The organism is Micromonospora sp. SYSU B005 (assembly GCF_055362685.1).
This window is the reverse complement of sequence record NZ_JAXCFU010000005.1, coordinates 17,616-40,001: the sequence shown is the minus strand read 5'-3', so window position 1 is coordinate 40,001 and position 22,386 is coordinate 17,616. Positions and strand designations below refer to the sequence as shown.

General features: G+C 72.9%; 21 protein-coding genes. 13 read left to right on the top strand and 8 right to left on the bottom strand.

What is annotated here, in order from left to right:
- Positions 1–133: 133 nt before the first annotated feature.
- Positions 134–883, bottom strand: coding sequence for an FKBP-type peptidyl-prolyl cis-trans isomerase (locus SM452_RS13815; protein ID WP_262015373.1), 750 nt, complete (start codon positions 881–883; stop codon positions 134–136).
- A 63-nt stretch (positions 884–946) separates the two neighbouring features.
- On the opposite strand from SM452_RS13815, the gene SM452_RS13810 reads away from it, so the two are divergent.
- Positions 947–1,339: a PPOX class F420-dependent oxidoreductase gene (locus tag SM452_RS13810; protein WP_120572015.1), complete on the top strand. Its 393-nt coding sequence runs from the start codon at positions 947–949 to the stop codon at positions 1,337–1,339.
- A 49-nt stretch (positions 1,340–1,388) separates the two neighbouring features.
- Here the strand turns inward: SM452_RS13810 and ku are convergent, their stop codons facing one another.
- Positions 1,389–2,384, bottom strand: coding sequence for a non-homologous end joining protein Ku (gene ku / locus SM452_RS13805; protein ID WP_463840044.1), 996 nt, complete (start codon positions 2,382–2,384; stop codon positions 1,389–1,391).
- A gap of 87 nt (positions 2,385–2,471) precedes the next feature.
- Here ku and ligD (SM452_RS13800) point away from each other — a divergent pair, with 87 nt between their 5' ends.
- From ligD (SM452_RS13800) to SM452_RS13770, 7 genes are all read left to right on the top strand, one after another.
- Positions 2,472–3,410 carry a non-homologous end-joining DNA ligase gene (ligD, locus tag SM452_RS13800; RefSeq protein WP_463840143.1) on the top strand — a complete coding sequence of 313 codons (939 nt, stop codon included), beginning with the start codon at positions 2,472–2,474 and terminating at the stop codon, positions 3,408–3,410.
- Complete coding sequence (gene ligD, locus SM452_RS13795) at positions 3,400–4,314, top strand: non-homologous end-joining DNA ligase (protein ID WP_366618357.1); 915 nt, start codon at positions 3,400–3,402, stop codon at positions 4,312–4,314. The genes ligD (SM452_RS13800) and ligD (SM452_RS13795) overlap by 11 nt, the downstream gene beginning before the upstream one ends.
- A gap of 58 nt (positions 4,315–4,372) precedes the next feature.
- On the top strand, positions 4,373–5,071 hold the full coding sequence (locus SM452_RS13790; protein ID WP_463840043.1) for a TIGR03089 family protein: 699 nt from the start codon (positions 4,373–4,375) through the stop codon (positions 5,069–5,071).
- Between the two features lie 316 nt (positions 5,072–5,387).
- Complete coding sequence (locus SM452_RS13785) at positions 5,388–6,245, top strand: GNAT family N-acetyltransferase (RefSeq protein WP_463840042.1); 858 nt, start codon at positions 5,388–5,390, stop codon at positions 6,243–6,245.
- A gap of 108 nt (positions 6,246–6,353) precedes the next feature.
- Positions 6,354–6,461 (top strand): toxin-antitoxin system HicB family antitoxin, encoded by a 108-nt coding sequence (locus SM452_RS13780; protein ID WP_463840142.1) that lies wholly within the window; start codon positions 6,354–6,356, stop codon positions 6,459–6,461.
- 144 nt (positions 6,462–6,605) lie between these two features.
- Complete coding sequence (locus tag SM452_RS13775) at positions 6,606–7,562, top strand: zinc metalloprotease (protein WP_463840041.1); 957 nt, start codon at positions 6,606–6,608, stop codon at positions 7,560–7,562.
- A 150-nt stretch (positions 7,563–7,712) separates the two neighbouring features.
- On the top strand, positions 7,713–10,619 hold the full coding sequence (locus tag SM452_RS13770; RefSeq protein ID WP_463840040.1) for an RHS repeat domain-containing protein: 2,907 nt from the start codon (positions 7,713–7,715) through the stop codon (positions 10,617–10,619).
- Positions 10,620–10,666: 47 nt separating this feature from the next.
- Here SM452_RS13770 and SM452_RS13765 read toward each other — a convergent pair whose 3' ends face one another.
- The gene (locus SM452_RS13765; protein ID WP_463840039.1) at positions 10,667–12,346 is read right to left on the bottom strand and encodes a DNA repair helicase XPB; all 1,680 of its coding nucleotides are present in this window, start codon (positions 12,344–12,346) and stop codon (positions 10,667–10,669) included.
- A gap of 216 nt (positions 12,347–12,562) precedes the next feature.
- Here SM452_RS13765 and SM452_RS13760 point away from each other — a divergent pair, with 216 nt between their 5' ends.
- A complete protein-coding gene (locus SM452_RS13760) occupies positions 12,563–13,438 on the top strand; it encodes a L,D-transpeptidase family protein (RefSeq protein ID WP_463840038.1) in 876 nt (291 codons plus the stop codon).
- Between the two features lie 145 nt (positions 13,439–13,583).
- Complete coding sequence (locus tag SM452_RS13755) at positions 13,584–13,820, top strand: hypothetical protein (protein WP_262015385.1); 237 nt, start codon at positions 13,584–13,586, stop codon at positions 13,818–13,820.
- Position 13,821: 1 nt separating this feature from the next.
- On the opposite strand, the gene SM452_RS13750 is transcribed toward SM452_RS13755, so the two are convergent.
- Positions 13,822–16,284, bottom strand: a complete 2,463-nt coding sequence (locus SM452_RS13750; protein WP_463840037.1) for a helicase-associated domain-containing protein — start codon at positions 16,282–16,284, stop codon at positions 13,822–13,824.
- 37 nt (positions 16,285–16,321) lie between these two features.
- Here SM452_RS13750 and SM452_RS13745 point away from each other — a divergent pair, with 37 nt between their 5' ends.
- Both SM452_RS13745 and SM452_RS13740 read left to right on the top strand, forming a co-directional pair.
- Positions 16,322–16,945, top strand: coding sequence for an HAD family hydrolase (locus tag SM452_RS13745; RefSeq protein WP_262015387.1), 624 nt, complete (start codon positions 16,322–16,324; stop codon positions 16,943–16,945).
- Between the two features lie 28 nt (positions 16,946–16,973).
- On the top strand, positions 16,974–17,360 hold the full coding sequence (locus tag SM452_RS13740) for a cold-shock protein (RefSeq protein ID WP_026267952.1): 387 nt from the start codon (positions 16,974–16,976) through the stop codon (positions 17,358–17,360).
- On the opposite strand, the gene SM452_RS13735 is transcribed toward SM452_RS13740, so the two are convergent.
- Positions 17,321–18,151: a 1,4-dihydroxy-6-naphthoate synthase gene (locus SM452_RS13735; RefSeq protein ID WP_463840036.1), complete on the bottom strand. Its 831-nt coding sequence runs from the start codon at positions 18,149–18,151 to the stop codon at positions 17,321–17,323. The two genes, SM452_RS13740 and SM452_RS13735, sit on opposite strands and share 40 nt — an antisense overlap.
- Before the next feature lie 34 nt (positions 18,152–18,185).
- On the bottom strand, positions 18,186–18,896 hold the full coding sequence (locus SM452_RS13730) for a TetR/AcrR family transcriptional regulator (RefSeq protein WP_463840035.1): 711 nt from the start codon (positions 18,894–18,896) through the stop codon (positions 18,186–18,188).
- Positions 18,897–19,014: 118 nt separating this feature from the next.
- Between SM452_RS13730 and SM452_RS13725 the strand changes: the two genes are divergently transcribed.
- Positions 19,015–19,998 (top strand): NAD(P)-dependent alcohol dehydrogenase, encoded by a 984-nt coding sequence (locus SM452_RS13725; RefSeq protein WP_463840034.1) that lies wholly within the window; start codon positions 19,015–19,017, stop codon positions 19,996–19,998.
- A 57-nt stretch (positions 19,999–20,055) separates the two neighbouring features.
- Here the strand turns inward: SM452_RS13725 and SM452_RS13720 are convergent, their stop codons facing one another.
- Together SM452_RS13720 and SM452_RS13715 are read right to left on the bottom strand one after the other, a co-directional pair.
- Positions 20,056–20,751, bottom strand: a complete 696-nt coding sequence (locus tag SM452_RS13720; protein ID WP_463840033.1) for a futalosine hydrolase — start codon at positions 20,749–20,751, stop codon at positions 20,056–20,058.
- On the bottom strand, positions 20,748–22,364 hold the full coding sequence (locus SM452_RS13715; protein WP_463840032.1) for an MFS transporter: 1,617 nt from the start codon (positions 22,362–22,364) through the stop codon (positions 20,748–20,750). Before SM452_RS13715 ends, SM452_RS13720 begins: the two co-directional genes overlap by 4 nt.
- Positions 22,365–22,386: the final 22 nt, after the last annotated feature.

The following is a 22,386-nucleotide window of genomic DNA, read 5'->3' as shown; positions in this document are numbered from 1 at the left end:
GGTCACCCCGGCCTCGTCCAGCGCCGCCACGTGCACCTCCGCGTCGGTGGGCAGATCACCACGGACGGACGTGCCGCCCGTGGTGACCATGAACCTACTGCCGCTGGGTGACCGGACGGAAGCCCGGAGTGATCTACTGCGCAGCGAGCACGTCGACGACGAAGCGCAGCGGGCCGGCCGGGCGCCCGCCCGCGGCGTCGTTGCCGTACGCCAGCTCGGCCGGGAGGTCCAGCTGGACCCGGCTGCCCACCGGCACGCCGACCAGGCCCTGGTCCCAGCCCTTGATGACCTGGCCCACGCCGATCTGGAAGGTGGCCGGCTGGCCGTTGTCCCAGGACGCGTCGAACTGCTTGCCGTCCTTGTAGAACACGCCCACGTAGTTCGTGGTGATGTTCTGACCCGCCTTCACCGCCGGCCCGGTGCCCTTGACGAGCGTGGTGACCGTGAGCTTCTTCAGCTCACCGGTGCCGGCCTGCACGGTCGGCTTGGTCTTCAGCGCCGGGTCGATGCCGGCGGGCAGCTCCTGGGCGGGCGCGGTGGGCTCGGCCGGTGCGGTGGGGCTGGCCGAGGAGCCGGCGGTGGACGCCTTGTCGTCGTCCCCGCTGTTCAGCCAGACCAGGCCGCCGACCAGGGCCACCACCGCGAGCACGCCCACTGCCGCGCCGAGGATCGACTGCCGGCGGCGACGCGCCTCGGCTGCCTTCTTCTCGGCCAGCTGGGCGGCCAGCCGCCGCTGTGCCTTGGTGGCCGGGGCCTGGCCCGCCGACCGGTTCTCCACACGCTCGCTCACGTCGACTCCCTGCAGGGTGGGTGGGTGCGCCCCCGGCGGGCCGCCGCCGAGGCCAGCGCACACGGTACCCGCCCGGAGCCCCAGCGTGCCCATACGGCCACCACGATCCGGACACGAAGCCCGATACGAGGGCACCGCGCGGGGTAGTTTCCGACCATGGCGATCCTCAACGAAGAAGACCTGGCCCTGCTCGGCGAGCCGCAGCTAGCGCACGTGGCGACGGTCGAGGCCGACGGCACCCCGCACGTCACCCCGGTCTGGGTGGACACCGACGGTGAGCACGTCGTGTTCAACACGGCCAAGGGCCGGCAGAAGTACCTGAACATGTCCCGCAACCCGGTGGTCGCGGTGTCGGTGGCGGACAAGGCCGACGACTACCGCACTCTGTGGATCAAGGGCACCGTCGAGTTCGTCACCGAGGGCGCCGACGAGCACATCGACCGGATGGCGAAGAAGTACCTGGGCCAGGACACCTACCCCTGGCGCCGCCCCGGCGAGGAGCGCGTCATCGTCCGCGTCACCCCGACCGAGAAGCTCGGCCGCGGCTGAGCGGTGCGGGCCCCGCCGTCCATCGGGGGCGGGGCCTTCGCCGTACGCGTCAGGCGCTCTTCTTCTTCGCGGGCGCCTTCTTGGCCGCGGTCTTCTTGGCCGGCTCGGCCTTCTTCGCCGCCGTCTTCTTCGCCGGTGCCTTCTTGGCAGTGGTCTTCTTCGCCGGTTCGGCCTTCTTCGCCGCCGTCTTCCCGGCCGGCGCCTTCTTCGCCGATCGGGCCGACGAGATCGGCGTCGGCTCGGCCCCGCCGCCGGACGGCGCCTCGCCCCGGGCCGCCCGGGCCCGCTCGACCGACGCCTTCAGCGCGGCCATCAGGTCCACCGCGGCGGCGGGCGCGGCCTCTTCCTCCTCCGGCTGCACCACCTCGCGGCCCTCGACCTTCGCGTCGATGACCTCCTGCAACGCCGCCCGGTAGTCGTCGGTGAACGCGTCCGGCTCGAACTCCCCGGCCATCGAGTCGATGAGTGAGCTGGCCATCGCCAGCTCCGGCGGGCGTACCTTCAGGTCCTCGTCCAGGAAACCGAAGTCGGGCCGGCGGATCTCGTCCGGCCACAGCATGGTGTTGAGCAGCAGGACGCCCTCGCGGACCCGCAGCGTGGCCAGCTGCTCGCGCTGGCGCAGCGCCACCTTGACGATCGCCACCCGCTCCGAGTCGGACAGCGCGTCGCGCAGCAGCACGTACGGCTTGGTCGCCGAGCCCTCCGGCTCCAGGAAGTACGCCTTGTTGTAGAGGATCGGATCGACCTGCTCGGCCGGTACGAACTCCAGCACGTCGATCGCGTGCGACGTGCTCAACGGCAGGTCGGCGAAGTCCTCGTCGGTGAGGATGACCATCTCGCCGCCGCCGATGTCGTACCCCTTGGCGATGTCGTCGTAGGTGACCTCCTCGCCGCAGACCGAGCAGGTGCGCTTGTAGCGGATCCGGCCGCCGTCCTCACGGTGCACCTGGTGGAAACGGATGTCCTTCTCCTCGGTGGCCGAGTAGACCTTCACCCCGATCGACACCAGGCCGAACGACACCGCTCCTTTCCAGATCGCCCGCATTCCCGCGCTCCTCTCCCCGGTTGACCACCAGAATCGCAAACGATCGAACGGGACGCACGCGCTTCCGTGCCCAACTACAGTCAGGAGGTGCCCGGCGCGCCGTTGAAGCCGATGCTCGCGACGACCGGGCCGCTCCCGGCCGGCGCCGCCTGGTCGTACGAGTTCAAGTGGGACGGCGTCCGCGCGCTCGCCGACATCTCTCGCGGCGACAGGCACTTCTACGCCCGCTCCGGCGTCGAGATCACCACCGCGTACCCGGAACTGCTGAACCTGGCCGAGCAGGTAGGCGACGCGCTGCTCGACGGCGAGGTCGTCCTCTTCACCGACGGGCAGCCCTCGTTCACCGCGCTCGCCGAGCGGATGCACGTGCGTAACCCGGTCAAGGCGGCGCGGCTGGCGGCGACAGTACCCGTCACGTACATGATCTTCGACCTGTTGCGGCTGGACGGCGTCGACCTGACCGCCCGGCCGTGGCGGGAGCGGCGGGCGGCGCTGGAGTCGCTCGGACTCGGTGCCGCCCGGTGGGCGGTGCCGCCGGTCTTCGGCGACGGCCCGGCCACCTATGCGGCGGCCGGCGAGCACGGGCTGGAGGGGGTGATGGCCAAGCGGGTCGACTCGCTCTACCGGCCCGGTGTGCGCTCGCCGGACTGGGTGAAGGTCAAACTGGAGGTCACCGGCGACTTCGTGGTCGGCGGCTGGCGACCCGGGGCGCGGCGCGTCGGTGGCCTGCTCGTCGGCGTGCCGGGCCCGGACGGGCGGCTCGTCTACCGGGGGCGGGTCGGCGGCGGGATCGGCGCGGCCATCGAACGGGAACTGCTGCGCGAGCTGGAGCCGCTGCGCGCCACCGACTCGCCGTTCGCGGCCGGCGTGCCGCGCGAGGATGCCCGGGGCGCGATCTGGGTAACTCCCCGGATCGTGGTGGAGGTCAAGTACGGCCAGCGCACGCCGGACGGCCGGCTGCGCTTCCCGCGTATCCTGCGCCTGCGCCCGGACAAGCCGCCCGAGGAGGTCGACGATGCCGTCTGACCGGCTCAAGGTCGAGGTCGAGGGGCGCTCGCTGGAGCTGTCCAACCTGGACAAGGTGCTGTTCCCGAAGGCCGGGTTCACCAAGGGCGAGGTGATCGACTACTACACCCGGATCGCCCCCGCGCTGCTGCCGCACCTGAGCGATCGCGCGCTGACCCGGATCCGGTTCCCCAACGGCGTCGACGGCGGCTCGTTCTTCGAGAAGAACGCACCCGCCGCGACCCCCGGTTGGGTACGCACCGAGAACCTGCCCGCCCCCGGGTCGACGAAGGGGCGGGAGACCATCGACTACGTGGTCTGCGACGAGCTGCCCACGCTGGTGTGGCTGGCGAATCTCGCCGCGCTGGAGCTGCACACACCGCAGTGGAAGATCGGCGCGCACCCGGACATGATGGTCGTCGACCTGGACCCGGGCGCCCCGGCGGCGCTCAAGCAGTGCTGCCAGGTCGCGCTGCTGATGCGCGACCGGCTGGCTTCCGACGGGATTTCCTCGTTCCCGAAGACGTCGGGGAAGAAGGGCATGCAGCTCTGCTGCCCGATCGCCGGCACGCAGGACGCCGAGATCGTCTCCGACTACGCCAAGCGCATCGCGCAGGAGCTGGAGCAGGCGCACCCGAAGCTGATCGTGTCGAAGATGGCGAAGAACCTGCGCCCGGGCAAGGTCTTCATCGACTGGAGTCAGAACAACGCGGCGAAGACGACAGTGGCGCCGTACTCGTTGCGGGCCCAGTCGGTGCCGTCGGTGTCGACGCCGCTGACCTGGGACGAGGTCGAGGCCGGGGCGGCAGGGAAACGGCCGTCGACGCGGCCGTACACGGCGGGTGAGGTGCTCAAGCGGGTGGAGAAGCAGGGCGACCTGCTGGCGCCGCTGCTCGACGGTGGTCCCGAACTGCCCGCGCGCTGACCCGGAGGGCCGGGGACGTCGGGCTAGGGTGAGCGGACCGGCCGACAGGAGTCCGCGCATGGCCCACCAGACAACCGTCGCCGTCGCGCCCGACGCGGTCGGATACCCGCTGCTCAGCTACCACGACGACGCGACCGGGGAACGCACCGACCTCACCGCCGCGCAGCTCGGTGAGTGGACCGCCCGCAGCGCCGGGCTGCTCCGCGACGGGTGCGGGCTGCGCCCCGGTGACCGGGTGGCGGTGCTCCTGCCGCCGCACTGGCGTACCGCCGCGGTGCTGCTCGGGGCCTGGTCGGTCGGGCTGTCCGTCTCGTTCCGGCCCCGCGCGCTGGCCGGGCTGCCGGTGCTGGAACCGGACGCGGACCGGCCGTACGACGCGGTGTTCGTGACGCCGGAACGCCTCGACGACTGGCTGGAGGACGTACCCGAAGGGACGCACCGCTACCTGGTGGGCACCGGGCCGGGCCAGCTCGCCGAGGTGCCGCCGGGCTGGCTGGACTGGTCCGCCGAGGTGCTGCGGCACACGACCGACCCGCCGGACTACACCGCCGTCGACCCGTCCGACCCGGCCACGCCGGACGGCACCAGCTTCGGCGCGTGGCGGCGCCTGGCCGCCGAGATCGCCACTCGGATGGACCTGCACCCGGGCGACCGCCTCGTGGTGAACCCGACCGAGGACGAGCAACCCCTGAAGTGGCTGCTGGCCCCGTTGTCCGCAGGCGCCACAGTCCTGATCCACGCCACCCCCACCCCGTAGCCCTCTCGCTTCACCCCCGCCCCCCGCTCTCGTCGATCTTGCGGTTTCGGCCCTCCTGGTGCCCGGGTTGCGGCTTCTGTCGGGGCAGCAACTGCATGATCGACAGGGTGGTGGGGGCGCTTCTGCCGATCTTGGAGTTGTGGCGCCCAGATGGTCGGATCGGCGGCCTTTGTGAGGTGCCACAACTCCAAGATCGCGGTGGGCGGGTGGGTGGGGTGGGGCGGGTGGGGAAAGTGGTTGACCGTGGGGGGCGGGGTGGGGCCTACTGCGTCGGGGTGCCGGACCGTGAGGGTCGGGCGGGGTGGCGGGAGTGGGCGTGGGCGGGATCGATGGGCTGGTGTGGCGGGAGTTCGGCGAGGAAGACCTGCCCGCCTTGACCGGCCTGGCGCAGGCGTGCCTCGCTACTGACGGCGGGTTGCCGCTGTTCGGGCGTACCCCGTTGGCGCGGGCGCGGCTGCTGCACACGCGTACCCACGGCGCCTGGTCCGGCGACGACCTGGTCGCGGCCGTCGGGGTCGGCACCGGGCGGACGCCCGCCACCGCCACCGGCCTGGTGCACCCGGCGTGGCGCGGGCGCGGGCTCGGCGGCGCGCTGCTGGACCGGGCCGAGAAGCACGCCGGCGACGGGGGCCTGCTGGTCACCACGGAGACGTGGAACGTGGCAGCGGAGGAGTTGTTCGCGGCGCGCGGGTACACGCGGACGTTCCTGGAGTGGGTGCTGCGGCACGACCTCGACGTGCTGCCCGAGGTCGCCGCGCCGAACGGCGTGGCTGTGGAGCCTGCCACGCTGGGGCCGGAGTTGTTCACCACCTACCGCGCGTCGTTCGCCGACCGGCCCGGATTCGTGGAGCCGGAGGCCGACGAGTGGCTGGGCGACCTGCGCGACGACGAGGACTTCCGCCCGGAGCTGACGCTGCTCGCACGCGGCCCGGACGGTGCGGCGGCCGGCTTCGTCACCGTGCTCGACAACTGGATCGACCAGGTCGGCGTGGTGCCCGGGTGGCGCGGGCGACGGGTCGGCGCGTACCTGGTGGCGCGCGTCCTGCGCGGCCTCGCCGACGCGGGCGCGGACGCCGCATGGCTCTGCGTCAACGACGACAACCCGGCCGCCGGGCTGTACCGGCGGCTCGGCTTCCGCGACTTCGGCCGCCGCGCCCGCTACCTCCGTGACTGATCCGGCGCGGGAGGCGATTCTGCGGGCCCTCGCCGACCTGTGGGCGAACGGCTGCCCGGTGCCCGCGCCTGAGCTCCACGAACGGATCGCCGACGTCGGACTGCGGCGCTGGCGCAGCGTCGCGCGCCGGCACCGGGGGCGGAGCTGGCCCTCCATGCCGCCGAGGAGGGCATGAGCCTCAACCAGTACGTGCTACGGAAGCTGAGCGCCGCCTGACCCGCCCCAGGGCGAGCCTCCCCCGCCGGGGGCTGTTGCGGATGCTCGGTGACGTGGTCTTATGGCGGGACGACGACGTCATCGACCCGCAGCTTTGACAACCCCGCGTCGATACTCCTTTCATGCCTCTCGAAAGGTGCAACGATGCACAGGAAACCGACGATCCACCTGGCAGTGCTCGTCGCTGCCGCAGCCGCCTTCCTGACCGCCGGCGGAGCCCCCGTCGCGGCCACGGCCGCACCCGTGACCGCCTCTCCCGCCGCCGAATGTGAGCCGGGCGCCGACACGCACAGCGCCGCCCGGGTACGCGAGGGCGCCACCGCCAAGGAGCCCGAGCTCTACTCGACGAACGAGGCCAAGGCGTACGGCGTCATCAAGGACTCGCCGCGCCTCGCGAACGGCAGCGTCACCGTCCCGACGATCTTCCATATGATCTCGGACCACGAGCTGAGCGCCGCCGAGAAGGCCCGCTGGAACACGCTCATCTCGGCGCAGATGACGGTGCTCAACGACTCGTTCGCGGGTCGTACGGCGGCCGCCGCGTCGGACACGCCGTTCCGCTTCTCGCTCGTCGACACCACCTGGACCGTGAACAGTGCCTGGTACACGGTGGTGCCGGGCAAGAACGAGCGGGACATGAAGAAGGCGCTCTACACCGGCGACTCCCGCACCCTGAACGTCTATGCGGCGAACATCGGTGACGGGCTGCTCGGCTGGGCGTACTTCCCGAAGGGCTACAACAACGGCCGCGACTACATCGACGGCGTGGTGATGCTCGACGAGTCGATGCCGGGCGGCACGGCCGGCAAGTACGCGCTCGGTGACACGCTGACCCACGAGGTCGGGCACTGGCTGATGCTGGAGCACACGTTCGCGCACGGCTGCTCCGCGTCCGGCGACTTCGTGGCGGACACGCCGCGTGAGGCGGCGCCGCAGTTCAACTGCCCGATCGGGGCGGACACCTGCACCGCGCCGGGTCTCGACCCGATCCACAACTTCATGGACTACACGCAGGACTCCTGCATGAACATGTTCACCCCGGGCCAGGCCGACCGAATGAGCGACGCCTGGGTCGCCTTCCGGGCCAGCGGCAAGGGCTGACCGTCGGACCGGGCGGGCCGCGCCGATGCGGTCCGCCCGGTCGGCTCAGGCCAGCCGAATCGGCGTACGCCTCTGTCGTCCCCCTTCGATACCCTCATGCGACTCGACGGCGATGCACGCCGTTGTCCTACGGGGGGAAGGGGCATCGTCGTGCGCGCACGAAGAATGCTCGCCGCGTCACTGGGCATAGTGCTCGGTGCCGGCCTGATCAGCGTCGACACCGCTCCGGCGCAGGCCTACGAGCACCGGACCACCGGCAAGTCCGGCTGGGCCTACACGGATTCGCAACAGCCGAGGAAGTCGTTCGTCAACACGGACGGGGACGCGCCGGTCGGCGCCTGGACGGACGCGACCGGCACGAAGCACAAGTCCCGGTCCTACTTCACCTTCGACGTCTCGCGTTTCCGCGGGACCGTCATCCACAAGGCGGACCTGGTCGTCGCGGAGCGCTCCGCGGCGGACTGCTCGATCGCCCAGCCGGTCGAGCTGTGGCGTACCGACCCGATCACCGCGACCACGAGCTGGGCGTCGAGCCCGCGCCGTCGCGAGCTGCTCGGCACGGTCCAGGCCGGCGGGGAGGCGGCCTGCCCCGGCTATCTGGCGTGGGACATCATGCCCGCCCTCCAGAAGCTCGCGGATCAGGGCAAGCAGACGCTCACCGTCGAGATCCGGCTGCCGCACGGCTCCGAGGGCAAGCTCTCCCACGGTCGTAAGCTCCGTCCGTTCCCGGTGATCAACAGTGAGGCGAACCACGCGCCGACGGTCGGGCAGATCGGGATCGACTTCCCGGCCTGGGCCTGCGGGACCAAGACGAAGCCGCAGCCGGTGGGGCCGCGCAACCACGGCCTGATGGTCAAGGGCGCGGACGCGGACAGCAACGACGCCAACTACCGGGGGCAGTTCGCGGCATGGCCGGTCGGCCACGAGGAGCAGCGTGCCGAGCAGTTCGGATACAGCTACGGCGGCGCCCTCTCGAAGCTCGACTGGGACATGTCGCAGTACCCGCACGGCACAGTGGTGGCCTGGACCGCCCGCGCCTACGACGATCACGACTTCTCGCCGTGGGCCGAGCCGTGCTACGTCAAGGTGGACGCGCAGCGACCCGCCACCCCCGTGGTGACCTCGGAGAAGTACCCGAATGACGGCCTGCCGCACGGTGGGTCGGGGGTGCCGGGGACGTTCACGTTCAAGGCCAACGGCTCGCCGGACGTGGTCGGCTACTACTGGGGCCGCTTCGGCGACGCGTACCACTACATCCCCGCGCCGTCGCCCGGCGCCGACGTGACGCTCGAATACACCCCGACCTCGTTCTCCGACTCGCTGAGCGTGCGCAGCGTGGACAGCGCGTCCAACTCGTCCGAGACGGTCCACTACGAGTTCCGGGTGAAGTCGACCGCGCCGCAGGTCGAGGTGACGATGGCCGGCATCGGGCTGCCCAGCAAGCTGGCCGTCTCCACGAACGTCGAGGGGGTCACCGAGTTCGGGTACCGCATCGGTGACGGCGCGGAGACCCGGGTGCCGGTGAACCCTGACGGCCCGACCGAGATCCCGGTGACGTTCGCCGAGGGGGGCCTCGTCAAGGTCGAGGTCCGCAGCTACGCCGGAAGCGAACTCGTCGGCGGGTACACCGAGAACGTATCGGTCCGGGACCTCCCGACCGTGGAGTCGGACGACTTCGACTTCCCCGAGCACGACGGGGTGGTGGACCGTCCCGGCACCTTCACGTTCCGGCCCGGCCGGACCGGTGTGGTGGCGTACGAGTACACGTTCGGTGGTGGCGATCTGCTGCGCATCGACGCGGCCGCGGACGGCACGGCGGTGCTGCGCTGGACGCCCACCGAGGGTGGCTGGCACGTGCTGAACGTCCGGAGCATCAGTGCCGACGGCACTGTTTCGGAGACGCAGGAGCAGCAGTTCAACGTCATCGACACCAAGCCGTACGTCTCCTCCAGCACCTACTACGAGAACGGCGCCTGGGGCGGCGTGGGCATCCCCGGTGAGTTCAACTTCGACACCGGCATGCCCGACGTCGACGCCTACCTCTTCCGCCTCAACGACGGGCCGGAGCAGGTCGTCGACCCGGACTACAGCTGGGCACGGGTGACGCTCACCCCGGACCGTTCCGGCAGCAACACGCTGACGGTGCGTACCCGGTTCCAGGACGGCTCCTTCTCCCCGACCCGGACGTACACGTTCGAGGTCAGCGACGCGCCGGTGGTGACGTCCGAGGACTACCCGGAGAACGGTGAGGGCGGCCAGCCCGGGCAGACGGGCCGGTTCACCTTCAACCCGGGCCGTTCCGGCGTGACCGAGTACCGCTACGTGCTGGAGTACGCCGGGGAGGAGCAGGTGGTGGCCGCCGGCGCGGACGGCCGGGCCACCGTCGAGATCACGCCGACGCACTCCGGCTACACGTTGCTGACTGTCACCAGCCGGACGGCCGACGGCACGGTCAGCCCGGAACGCCGGTACTACTTCCGGGTCCGCGACGCCCGGGTGAACGTGAGCAGCGCCTACGACGAGTACAGCCCGCGTGGCGGGATCGGGTCGGTCGGCACGTTCGGGGTCTACACCGAGATCAGCGAGGTGACGACCTTCGAGTACCAGCTCAACGGCGGCGCCTGGCAGAGCGTGCCGAAGAAGCCTGATGCGCTGGTCACGGACATCACGGTGACCATGGACCGCAACGGCGCCAACCTCATCTCGGTACGGGGGCGTACCGCCGCGGGCGACTACACGCCGCAGACCGACTACCCGTTCCTGGTCGGCACGGCGCCGCTCGTCAGCTCGGGCACCTACCCGGCCGGTCAGTGGTCCGGCGGTGTGGGCGTGGCCGGTGAGTTCACCTTCACCCAGGGCAGCCCGGGTGTGACCGAGTTCGAGTACACAGTCGAGGACGGGCAGCCGGTGACCGTGGCCGCGAACGCCGCCGGAGTCGCCACGGCGACCTTCACGCCGACCTCGGCCGGCTCGTACAGCATGCGGGTGCGCGGCCGGACCACCGACGGCGCGTGGACCGACACGACGAGCTACTACTTCCTGGTCAACTACTCCTGACCCGGTCGTGACGGTGGGTCGCCCGATAGGGGCGGCCCACCGGTCGCTCAGTCGACTGTGGGCAGCGACGGCCCGAGCACGTCGTCGGCGTCCACGATGGTGTACGCGTACCCCTGCTCGGCCAGGAACCGCTGCCGGTGCGCGGCGTACTCGGTGTCGATGGTGTCCCGGGACACCACCGTGTAGAAGTGCGCCTGCCGGCCGTCGGCCTTCGGGCGCAGCACCCGGCCCAGCCGTTGCGCCTCCTCCTGCCGCGAGCCGAACGTGCCGGACACCTGGATCGCCACCGCCGCCTCCGGCAGGTCGATGGAGAAGTTGCCGACCTTCGAGAGCACCAGGGTCCGCAACGAGCCGGAGCGGAACGCGTCGAACAGCCGCTCGCGTTCCTTGTTCGTGGTGGAGCCCTGCACGATCGGCGCGTCCAGGTATTGGCCGAGCTGGTGCAACTGGTCGAGGAACCCACCGATGACGAGGACCTGCTCGTCCGGGTGCCGGTCCACCAGGGCCCGCACCACGGGCAGCTTCGTGCGGGCGGTCGCCGCCATCCGGTAGCGCTCCTCGGCCTCCGCCGTCGCGTACGCGAGCCGTTCCGCGTCGGTGAGCGTCACCCGTACCTCGGTGCACTCCGCCGGGGCGATCCAGCCCTGCTGCTCGATGTCCTTCCACGGCGCGTCGTACCGCTTCGGGCCGATCAGGCTGAACACGTCGCCCTCGCGGCCGTCCTCGCGTACCAGAGTCGCGGTGAGGCCGAGCCGGCGACGGGCCTGGAGGTCGGCCGTGAAGCGGAAGATCGGCGCGGGCAGCAGGTGCACCTCGTCGTAGACGACCAGGCCCCAGTCGCGGGCGCCGAACAGGTCCAGGTGGGTGAACGCGCCGCCGCGCCGCGAGGTCAGCACCTGGTACGTGGCGATGGTGACCGGGCGGATCTCCTTGCGCTCGCCCGAGTACTCGCCGATCTCCTCCTCGGTCAGCGAGGTGCGGGCGATCAGCTCCCGCTTCCACTGCCGTCCCGCCACCGTGTTGGTGACCAGGATCAGCGTGGTCGCCTTCGCCTCGGCCATCGCCGCCGCCCCGACGAGCGTCTTGCCGGCGCCGCAGGGCAGCACCACCACGCCGGACCCGCCGGCCCAGAACGCCTCGACGGCCTCCCGCTGGTACGACCGCAGCGTCCACGGCTTGCCGCCGTCCCTGCCGGCCTCGGCCAGCTCGATCGGGTGCGCCTCGCCGTCCACGTACCCGGCCAGGTCCTCGGCCGGCCAGCCCAGCTTGAGCAGTGCCTGCTTGAGCCGCCCCCGCTCGGACGGGTGCACCGCGATCGTGTCGTCGTCGATCTTTGCGCCGAGCATGCCGGCGAGCTTCTTGCTCTTGGCGACCTCGATCAGGACCACCCGGTCCAGCGCGCGCAGCACCAGACCGTGCACGGGGTCGTTGGCGAGCTGCAGCCGGCCGTACCGGTCCATCGTCTCGGCCACGTCGACGAGCAGTCCGTGCGGCACCGGGTAGCGGGAGTACTTGATCAGCGAGTCGACCACGCCCTCGGCGTCGTGGCCGGCGGCCCGGGCGTTCCACAGGCCCAGCGGCGTGAGCCGGTACGTGTGCACGTGCTCGGGGGAGCGTTCCAGCTCGGCGAAGGGCGCGATCGCCATCCGGCACGCCTGCGCGTCGGGGTGATCCACCTCCAGCAGCAGCGTCTTGTCCGACTGCACGATCAGTGGTCCACCGCTCACGCCAGCGTCCTCTCGCATCGCCCGGAACCCGCTGCCCGGAAACTCGTCGCCCGGAACCCGGTCGCCCGGCATCCCGTCCACACCCCGGCTGACCTGCCGCAGGCCGACCATCCAGTGTTGCACGCCGGAGGGCGCCGCAAAAAAGTCTCGCTGGACAGGCAACGTCATACTCGTCCCACACGTCTAGCAAGCGGGACGACTGTCCAGGGAGGGCCCATGCAGCGTGTCCGGTTTCTCGCACGGGCCACCGCCCTGGCGGTGGTCGTGCTGGTCGGTGTCGGCGCCTGCGCGCTCGATCCGCAGGCGGAAGGCGCCGGGGGCAGCGCCCCCGGCCCGGTCGGGCTGACGGAGGGAGCATCGGGGGCGAGCGCGTCGCCCACGTCGGAACAGCCGGTCACGTCCCCGTCGGCGCAGCCGAGCCGGACGGCCTCGCCGAAACCCTCCCGGTCGCCCGAGGCGACGAGGACGACGAAGCCCAAGCCGAAGCCGAGCGCGTCCGCCGGGTGCCCGCAGGGGGAGCACCAGCGGGCGGTGGAGACGTACCTGACGCGGCTGGGCGGCTTCGGGACGCTGACCGTGGACGGCGAGCAGTCCGCCGCCGACTGCGCGGCGATCAAGAAGTTCCAGATCCGGTACGGGATCAGCCCGTCCTCGGGTCGCGCCGGCCCCACCACGTACGACGTGGCGAAGCGGCTCGCCGCCACCGACACCGCGCGGTGCAAGGCCGGTTCCCGGCTCACCTTCTGCGTCGACCTGACCCGGCAGACGGTCTGGGCGATGCGCGGCGGGAAGGTGGTGATGGGTCCGACGGTGACGCGCACCGGCATGTCCGGCTACGCCACTCCGGCCGGCACGTACTCGGTGGGCCGGAAGAACCCGCGCGAGTGGTCCAACCCGTACGAGGTGTGGCTGCCGTACTGGCAGCAGTTCAACGGCGGGATCGGCTTCCACGAGACCACCACCTACCTGCACAACGGCGCGATCGGCTCGCACGGCTGCGTGAACCTGCTGCACCGTGACGCGGTACGCCTCTGGGAGCTGGGTTCGGTCGGCACCCGCGTGGTCGTGATCGGCCGCCGCCCCGGCACCTGAGCCCGCCGCCCCGGCACCTGAACCGGCCCGGAACCCGCCCCACCCGTGACCGGACCGCCCGGATCAGGGTTTTAACCCCTGTCCGCGCGCTCCGGTTGGTGTAACCCTGGAAGCCGGGTCCATGCCGGGACGGGGAGGGACTGCCATGACCGTTGACCAGGACGTGCTTCCCGAGGACGAACGGACGCGGCAGCAGGAGGTGCCCACGGCGGTGGTGCTCGCCTACGCGGCCGCCGCCGCCGGGGTGTTCGGCTGGTTCCTGTTCGGGCTGCTCGTGCAGCAGCAGGGCTTCGTCGACTCGGTGGGTGAGGCGGCCGGTACCGCGTTCGCGTTGCTGCTGGCCGTGTCGGTGATCGGCACGCTGCGCCGCAACGGGGAGTAGCTCACTCCTCCAGCACGGCCGCCGTGATCCGGTGCAGCGCGAACGTGTGCAGCATCTCCGTCCGGTCGTCCTCGGCGCGCAGGTAGCCGGCTCCGATCGACACCGGCCGGACCAGCCGGGACGCCGTCGCCCCGTGCGCGTCGACGTAGCCCACCCAGACCAGCGCCTTGTCCCGTACCGCCTGTTGGAGCACCGCCAGCGCGTCGCCGTGCCCGGACACGGGCACCGGCCCGCCCGCCGCCGGGGCGCCGCGGACCACTGCCGGGGCCCGCCGGGCCGCCCTCGCCGCCGCCTCGCCCCGGCGGATCTGCTCGACCACGCCGAGCAGGCGGGGCATCGGCAGCTTCGGCGTGGCGAGCGGGTCGACCGCACGACCGATAGCGGTACGCGCCGGTGCCCGCCGGGTCTTCGGGCGCGCCAGCACCGTCGCGCCGCCGGCGTCCTCCGGCACCGGGGCGTACCCGGCGTCGCGCAACGCGGTGAGCATCCGGTTGACCTGGTACGGGGTGACCAGCACCGTCGGCGCGAGCCGGCGGAACGCCAGCGGCTCCAGTCGCCGGTCCGCCTGCACCTCGGTGAGCAGTGCCTCGTCGTCGCTGCGCACGTACGCGCCGGCCGACCCGACGCGCAGGCCACCGTGCTTGCGGGCCACGTCGTCGACCAGATAGGTCAGGCCCTGCGGCACCGGGGTACGCGAGCGGCGGCGGAACAGCGCGTGCAGGTCGTCGGCGGTGTAGCCGGCGTCGAGCGCCCGCCTGATGCTCCCCGTGGTGACCCGGTGCACGCTGGCTCCGCCCGCCGACTCGTGCTCGGCCACCACGTCGAGTTCGGCGGCGAGCGCCGGGTCGGGCGGGCCGGGCACCACCACCGTCAGGTCGGCCTGCACCAGCACGTGGTCGACCGGGGCGGGCAGCAGCCCGTCCAGCGCCCGTACCGTCGTCGAGGCGTCGCCCGACTCGGCGTCGGAGCGCAACCCGAGGGGGTCGTCACCGCGCTCGTCGGCCTCGGTCAGCTCGGCGAGCAGCAGCCGCCCGTACGAGGTGAGCGCGCCGAGCCCGGTCACGCCCAGCGTGGCGGCCTCGGCGAGCACCTCCCGGTGCGCCGTCTCCCGGCCCCGGGCCCGCCGGGGCGCGCGCCAGTCCAGCAGTTCCAGCACCTCGTCGGTGGTCGGCGCGGTGCCGGCCGGCAGGTCGGCCAGCACCGCGAGCACCGCACGGCGGGCGGCGGGCGCACCGGCTCGTTCCGCCTCGGCGGAGAGCACCGAGATGGGCCGGTCCCGGTCGTCGCGCTGCCCGATCAGGCCGGCCTGCCGGGGCATCGACATCCAGGCGCGGGCGAGCTGCTCCCAGCGCTGGGCCAGCGACACCGCGCGCCACACCTCGTACCCGCCGGTGGGCAGGATCTGCTGGTCGCCGCCGTACCGGGTGGTGGCCGCGCCGGTCAGCTCCATCTCCCCGGTCAGCCCGGCCGCGTACGCGACCTCGAACAGCAGCGCGGTGGTCGGCTCGTCCAGCCCGAGGCCACGGGCGAGCCGCCGCAGGTCGCGGACGCCGACGCCGCCGGAACGCAGGACCGGTGCGGGTTCGGCGGTCAGCGCCTCCAGCATCGCCTCGGTGTGCCGGACCACCTCCATGGTCTGCCCGGCGCCGGCCGAGTCGACGGACTTGACCTCGCGGGGCGGGCCGGACACCACCGGCGGGCTGGTGCGCAGCGGGCCGAGCGGACCGGCGTCGCGGCGCAGCACCAGCCCCACCTCGCGGGGCAGTTCGACGGTGCCGTTGCGGCCGCCGGACATCCGGACCAGCAGCCGGTGCTCGACCAGCCAGCGGATCGGTGAGCCGGTCGGCGCGCCGCCGTTCACCAGGTCGGGCGGGAGGACGTCCTCGGTGCCGGTGGCGGGGGCCTCCAGCGCGCCGGGCGCCACGGTCCCGACCGGCGGCCCGGCGGCGAGCCGGTCCAGGACCGCCCGGGCGGAGGGCGGCGCGGACAGCAGCGTCCGCCGCAGCTTCGCCGGGTCCGCGCAGAGGGCCGCCGCGCGTGGGTCCAGCTCCGCCGCCGGTCGGCCCAGCCCCGCCGGGTACGGGGACACCTCGTCGATGCCGCCGGCCACGCACAGGTCGTGCTCGGGGCCGTACAGCAGGAACCGGGCCCGGAGGCGGTCGACGGCGGCGCGGACCGCTGTGGGTGCGGGCGGGTGCGGCCCGGCGGTGGCCATGGCGAGGATCTGGTCGGTGGAGGTGGCGCCCTCGGGGCCGCGGGTGAGGCGGGCGGCGTCGAGGATCTGGAGGGTGAACTGGTCCAGCCCGTCGAGCGCCCGGGCCACGGAGACCCGGGACTGGGCGCGCAGGGCGAGGGCGGACACGTCGGCCGGCACCGGCACGACGAGGTCCGGCCGCAGCTGGAGCAGGGCGGCAAGCGACTCGTCGGGGAGGGCCCGCAGGTGGTCGGCGAGTGAGGTGGTCATCGTCGTACCACGCTAGCCCGCTGGGTAGGTTCTCGGCATGCCTCCGCTGATGGTCGGCTTCGACCTCGACATGACACTGGTCGACTCCCGCCCCGGGATCGCCGCCGCGTTCCGTGCGCTCACCGCGCGCACTGGGGTGCACGTGGACGGGGAACTGGCCGTCTCCCGGCTGGGCCCGCCGCTGCGTACCGAGCTGGCGCACTGGTTCCCGCCGGAGCGCGTCGAGGAGGCGGTGACGCTCTACCGGGAGCTTTATCCGGCGTACGCGATCACCCCGACCGTGCCGATGCCGGGTGCGGAGGCCGCGCTGCGCGCGGTGCAGGCGCGCGGCGGGCGGACGATGGTGGTGACCGCGAAGATGGGCCGGCTGGCGAAGCTGCACCTGGACCACCTCGGGCTACCGGTGGACGAGCTGGCCGGGGACGTGTTCGCCGAGCAGAAGGCGGTCGCGTTGCGGGAGCACGGCGCGACGCTGTACGTGGGCGATCACGTGGCCGACATGGCCGCCGCGCGAGCCGCGGGAATCCCGGGCGTGGCAGTGGCGACCGGCCCGTGCTCGGCCGACGAACTGACCGAGGCCGGGGCGTACCTGGTGCTTGATGATCTCGTCGAATTCCCGAGGGCGCTGGACCGGATCATCGGGCTAGCCTTGGAGGGGTAGACGGTTCGAGTGGAGCGGGGTTCAACAGGTGCCGACGGGTCGAGTGAAGTGGTACGACGCCGCCAAGGGGTACGGGTTCGTCACCAGTGACGAGGGTGGCGACGTGTTCCTGCCGAAGGGCGCGCTACCGGCGGGTGTCGCCGACCTGAAGGGTGGCCAGCGGGTCGATTTCAGCGTGGTCGACAGCCGGCGGGGCGCCCAGGCGATGGGGGTCAAGCTGCTGGAGGCGCCGCCGTCCGTGGCGGAGCTGCGCCGCCGGCCGGCCGAGGAACTCCACGGCCTGGTCGAAGACATGATCAAGGTGCTGGAGGCGAAGGTCCAGCCGGACCTGCGCCGGGGTCGCTTCCCGGATCGGAAGACCGCGCAGAAGATCGCTCAGCTGGTCCACGCGGTGGCGCGCGAGCTGGAGGTCTGAGGGACGAGCCCGGCGTCGGCGGCCCGGCCCAGCAGCGCCTCCACGGCGGCGAAGCCGGCCTCTCCCAGGTCGGCGGTGAACTCGTTGACGTAGAGGCCGATGTGCCGGTCCACCACGTCGGGCTCCATCTCCTGCGCGTGCGCGAGGACGTATTCGCGGCTCGCCGCCGGGTCGGCCCACGCCTGGCGTACCGACTCGCGGATCCAGGCGGCGGCCTCGACCGGGTCGACAGCGCCCCGGCGGGCCAGGATCGCGCCGAGCGGGATCGGCAGCCCGGTGTCGCCCTCCCACCACTCGCCCAGGTCGACCAGGGCGGTCAGGCCGTGCCGCGGGTAGGTGAAGCGCGCCTCGTGGATGACCAGGCCCGCGTCGTACCGGCCGGCAGCCACGCCCGGCATGATCTCGTGGAACGGCACCACCTCGATGCGCGCCGGTGCCTGGCCGGCCGCCCAGAGGCGGAACAGCAGGTACGCGGTGGTCCGCTCGCCGGGCACCGCCACCGTCGCGCCGGACAGGTCGGTCCGGTCGCCACGGGTCAGCACCAGCGGGCCGCAGCCCCGGCCCAGCGCGCCGCCGCAGGGCAGCAGGTGGTAGTCGTCGAGCAGCCACGGCAGCGCCGCGTAGCTGACCTTCACCAGGTCGAACGCACCCTTCTCGGCGGCGGTGTTCGTGACGTCGACGTCCGCGTAGGTCACCTCGACCGCCGGCGCGCCCGGCACCCGGCCGTGCACCAGTGCGTCGAAGACGAACGTGTCGTTGGGGCAGGGGGAGATCGCCAGGGAGAGCGCCACGGTCCCACCGTAACCCCGGCGGCCGGGCGGCCCGTCACCCCGTCCGGTGTGACGTCCAGCCGTTCCGGTGCAGCCGCTCGATGCCGTCGAGCAGCAGGTCCAGCGCGAATTCGAACTCGAACTGGTCGTCGCAGCCCGGCCCGACCACCGAGTCGTCGTCGTGGGACGCGGCGGTGGCGATGGCCGCGAGGTGCGGGAACCGGGCGGCCGCCTCCGGCGGCAGGTCCGCCGGTGGGTCGGCGCTCGTCACGCCCGACCGGCCCGCCTGCCGGGAGGTGTCGAACAGTTCCTGGCTGAAGCCCAGCACCCGGCTGCCCAGCGCGTGCATGACGTGGTGGGCCAGGTCGGTGGAGAACCCACCCGCCCGCAGCGCGCCCACTGTCGAGTCGAGGTACGCCAGGACGGCCGGGGTGGGCGTGGTCCGGGACTCGATCGCCAGCGACGCCCAGGGGTGGCGGAGCAGCATCTGCCGCGCCGACAGGATGCGGCGGCGGATCGCCTGCTTCCAGTCGCCGGCCGCCGGCGGTTCGATCTCCGCGACGACGATGTCGATCATGCCGTCGAGCAGTTCGTCCTTGTTCGCGACGTGCTTGTAGAGGGCCATCGGCACGACGCCCAGGTCCTGCGCGAGGTTGCGCATGCTCAGCGACTCGATGCCGGTCCGGTCGGCGAGCACGACTGCGGTACGCAGGACGCGATCCCTGGTCAGGGGTGCCCTTCGCGCCGTCTCCACCCGCTCCGCCATGTCGTCCCCAGTCCTCCCGAAGGCCGTTGACACAGTAACCGTCTTGACTGGTGTACGGCGTACACCTAGCCTTGCCCTCATGAAGGTGTACGCCGTACACCTGGGAGGGAGTGGGGACATGAAGGCGATCGTCCAGGATCGGTACGGCCCCCCGGAGACACTTGTGCTCGCCGAGGTCGAGACGCCCGCGCCCGGCCCCGGCGAGGTCCTCGTCCGGGTCGAGGCCGCCGCGCTGAACGCGTACGACTGGCACGTCATGCGCGGCGACCCCCGGCTGTCGCGGCTGGCGCTCGGCCTCGGGCGGCCCCGCGCCCGCATCCGTGGCCGCGACTTCGCCGGCCGGGTCGAGGCCGTCGGCGCCCAGGTGCGGCAGGTACGCCCCGGCGACGCCGTCTTCGGCGACCTCGGCGAGGCCGACGGCGCGTTCGCCGAGTACGTCTGCGCGCCCGAGCACCTGGTCGCGCCGCGCCCGGCGAACCTGACCCCGGCGCAGGCGGCAGCCCTGCCGCTGGCCGGTGTCACCGCGCTCCAGGGCCTGCGCGACGCCGGGCAGGTCCGGCCCGGCCACCACGTCCTGATCAACGGGGCCTCCGGCGGCGTCGGCACGCTCGCCGTCCAGTTGGCCAAGGCGCTCGGCGCGACGGTGACCGGCGTGTGCCGCACCCGCAACGTCGACCTGGTCCGCTCCCTGGGCGCCGACCACGTGGTCGACTACACCCGCGAGGACTTCACCCGCGACGGCCGCCGCCACGACGTGGTGTTCGACCTGGTCGGCAACCGCTCCCTGACCGCGTTGCGGCGGGCGCTCACACCGGACGGGACGCTCGTGCTCTCCGGCGGCGGCGTATACCGGGGCGGCAGCCTGCTCGGCCCGATCGGGCTGCTGGCGCGGGGACGGCTGCTCGCGCCGGTCATCAGCCAGCGCGTCGTCGTCCTCGCCACCTCACCCGGCCGGGCGCACCTCGACGTGCTGCGCGAGCATGCCGAGGCGGGCCGGCTCACGCCTGTGGTCGACCGGACGCATCCGCTGCGCGAGGTGCCCGAGGCCGTCCGCTACCTCGAGACCGAGCACGCGCGCGCCAAGGTCGTCATCACGATCTGACCCTGGCCGTCCCCAGCCCGACGACTTCTCCACAGGGTTATCCACAGGTGGACGAGATCAGTGGAGGGCGGCCGCCGCGGCGGTGAGCGCGGCGAACGCCTCCCGCATCCGCCACGCGCTCCGGTCGCGCGGTCCGATCGGGTTGGAGACGGTACGCAGCTCGGCGAAGGGCACACCGGCCTGAGCGGCGGCGACCGCCACGCCGTACCCCTCCATCGCCTCGGCCACCGCGTCCGGGTGCCGTTCGGCGAGGGCCGCGGTGCTCGCGGCGGTGCCGGTCACCGTGCTGACGGTGAGCACAGTGCCGACGGTGGCCCCCGGCAGCGCGGCGCGCAGGCGGGCCAGCAGGCCCGGGTCGGCGGGCACGATCCGGCCGCCGCCCAGCAGCTCGGGAGGCATGCCCAGATCCTCGACCGGGATGAACCCGGCCGGTGACTCGGCGCCCAGGTCGGCGGCGACGCTGCGGTCGGCGAGCACCGTGCCGCCCACCGCGACCCGGCCGACGAACCCTCCGGCGATGCCGGCGCTGACCACCGCCCGGTACGGCCGCCCGGCCGCCTCGGCCAGCGCCAGCAGCCGTGCCGTGGCCGCCCCGGCGACGGCCGGGCCGACCCCGACCGGCAGCACCGTCACGTCCGGCGGCACAGTCCCGTCCGGCGATGCTGTCCCGTCCGGCGCTGCCGGTGCGGTGAGGCCGGCACGGATCGCCTCGGCCTCGGCCGGCACGGCCGTGACCACGAGCAGACCGGTCACGCCACCGGCCCCCGGGGATCGCGCCGCTCGGTGTCCTCGACGCCGCCCGGCCCGCCCACCGAGGAGGACGGCCGGTAGATGTGGAAGCCGGGCGGGGCCAGCCCGTCGTCGTCCGGTGGCGGGCCGGAGCGCTGGGGCGCCGGCGACGTGGGCGCCGGGTCGTCGAACGAGGTGGTGGCCGGTTTCTCGTCGCGGGTCGCCTGCTCCGCCGCCAGTTCCTCGTCGCCGAGCGGCCGGCCGGCCAGGTGCTCACCGCGCAGCTTGCCGGCGACGAGCACGCCGCGTACGGCCACCAGCGCGGCCACCGCGGCGGCGACGGTCACCCCGATCAGGCCGGTGAACGGCACCAGCCCGAGCCCGCCGCCGGCCACGAACGCGAGCATCAGCGCGGTCTCCGAGTGCGCGAACGAGCTGGCGCGCAGCCGCTCCGGGATGCGTTCCTGGATCGACGCGTCCACCGCCAGCTTGGCGATCCCGCTCATCATCGCCGCCACCAGGCAGAGCAGCGCCACCATCGGCAGCGAGAACTTCAGCGCGGCGAGCACCGCCACACCGGCCACCACGATCGTGCCGCTGGACTGGAGCGCTGTCGGCCGGTGGATGCGCAGACGGGTGCCGAGCGCGGTGGCCAGGAACGTGCCGACCGCCAGCGCGCCGCCGACCAGGCCCAGCGCGCCCTGGGCGCCGAGGTCGCGGCCGAAGAAGTCGGTGGTCAGGTCACCGGACTTGATCGCGAAGGCCAGGAACAGCAGCAGGAAGCCGTAGAGCCCGCGTAGCGCCGCCGCGCCGATCAGCGTGGCGATCACCAGCCGGCCACTGGGGCGACCCCGGCCCAGCGGGCGCTCGCCGTCGCGGCGGCGCAGCGCGCGCAGCGGGTGCGGCATCCGCTCCGGCGGCTCGGAGTCGGCCTTCGGCGGCAGCCGGAGCGAGATCACCATGCCGATCAGGAAGATCACCGAGGCGACCCGCAGCGGCCACTGCGGCCCGAACCAGAACGCGGCCAGCCCGATCGGCGCGACGAGCGCGCCGGCCACCGTGCCGTAGACGCTCGCGCGCGCCCCGACCTGGGACAGCCCCAGCCCTTCGGGGAGCAGCCGGGGGACAGCCGCCGAGCGGGCCACGCCGTACGCCCGGGAGAGCGCGAGAACGCCGAACGCCGCCGGATAGAGCCCGAAGCTGCCGATGTAGTCGGAGATCAACCAGGCCAGGAACGCCCGGCCGAGCATGGTGGTGGCCAGCGCGTACCGCCGGCCGTGGCGGAAGTGGTCGAGCAGCGGGCCGACCACGGGGGCGAGCATGGCGAACGGGACCATGGTGACCAGCAGGTAGAGGGCCACCTTGTTGCGCGCCTCGCCCAGCGGCACGTCGAAGAAGATCGTCCCGGCCAGGCCGATCGCGATGAGCGTGTCACCGGCGCAGGAGAGCGCGTGCAGGTCGAACAGGCGGACCATGCCCACCTCGTTGCCGGCGCTGCGGGCCCGGGCGGTGCCGGCCCGCCGGGTCATCCAGCGCCCGCCGTGCATCGAGCCCCGCAGCAGCAGCCGGGTGGCGCGGATGCCGGTGCCGACGGTCCGCCCGAGGAAGGAGCGGCCGGAGCGGGAGGACAGCGCCATGCGTCCCATCCTCGCCCATCCT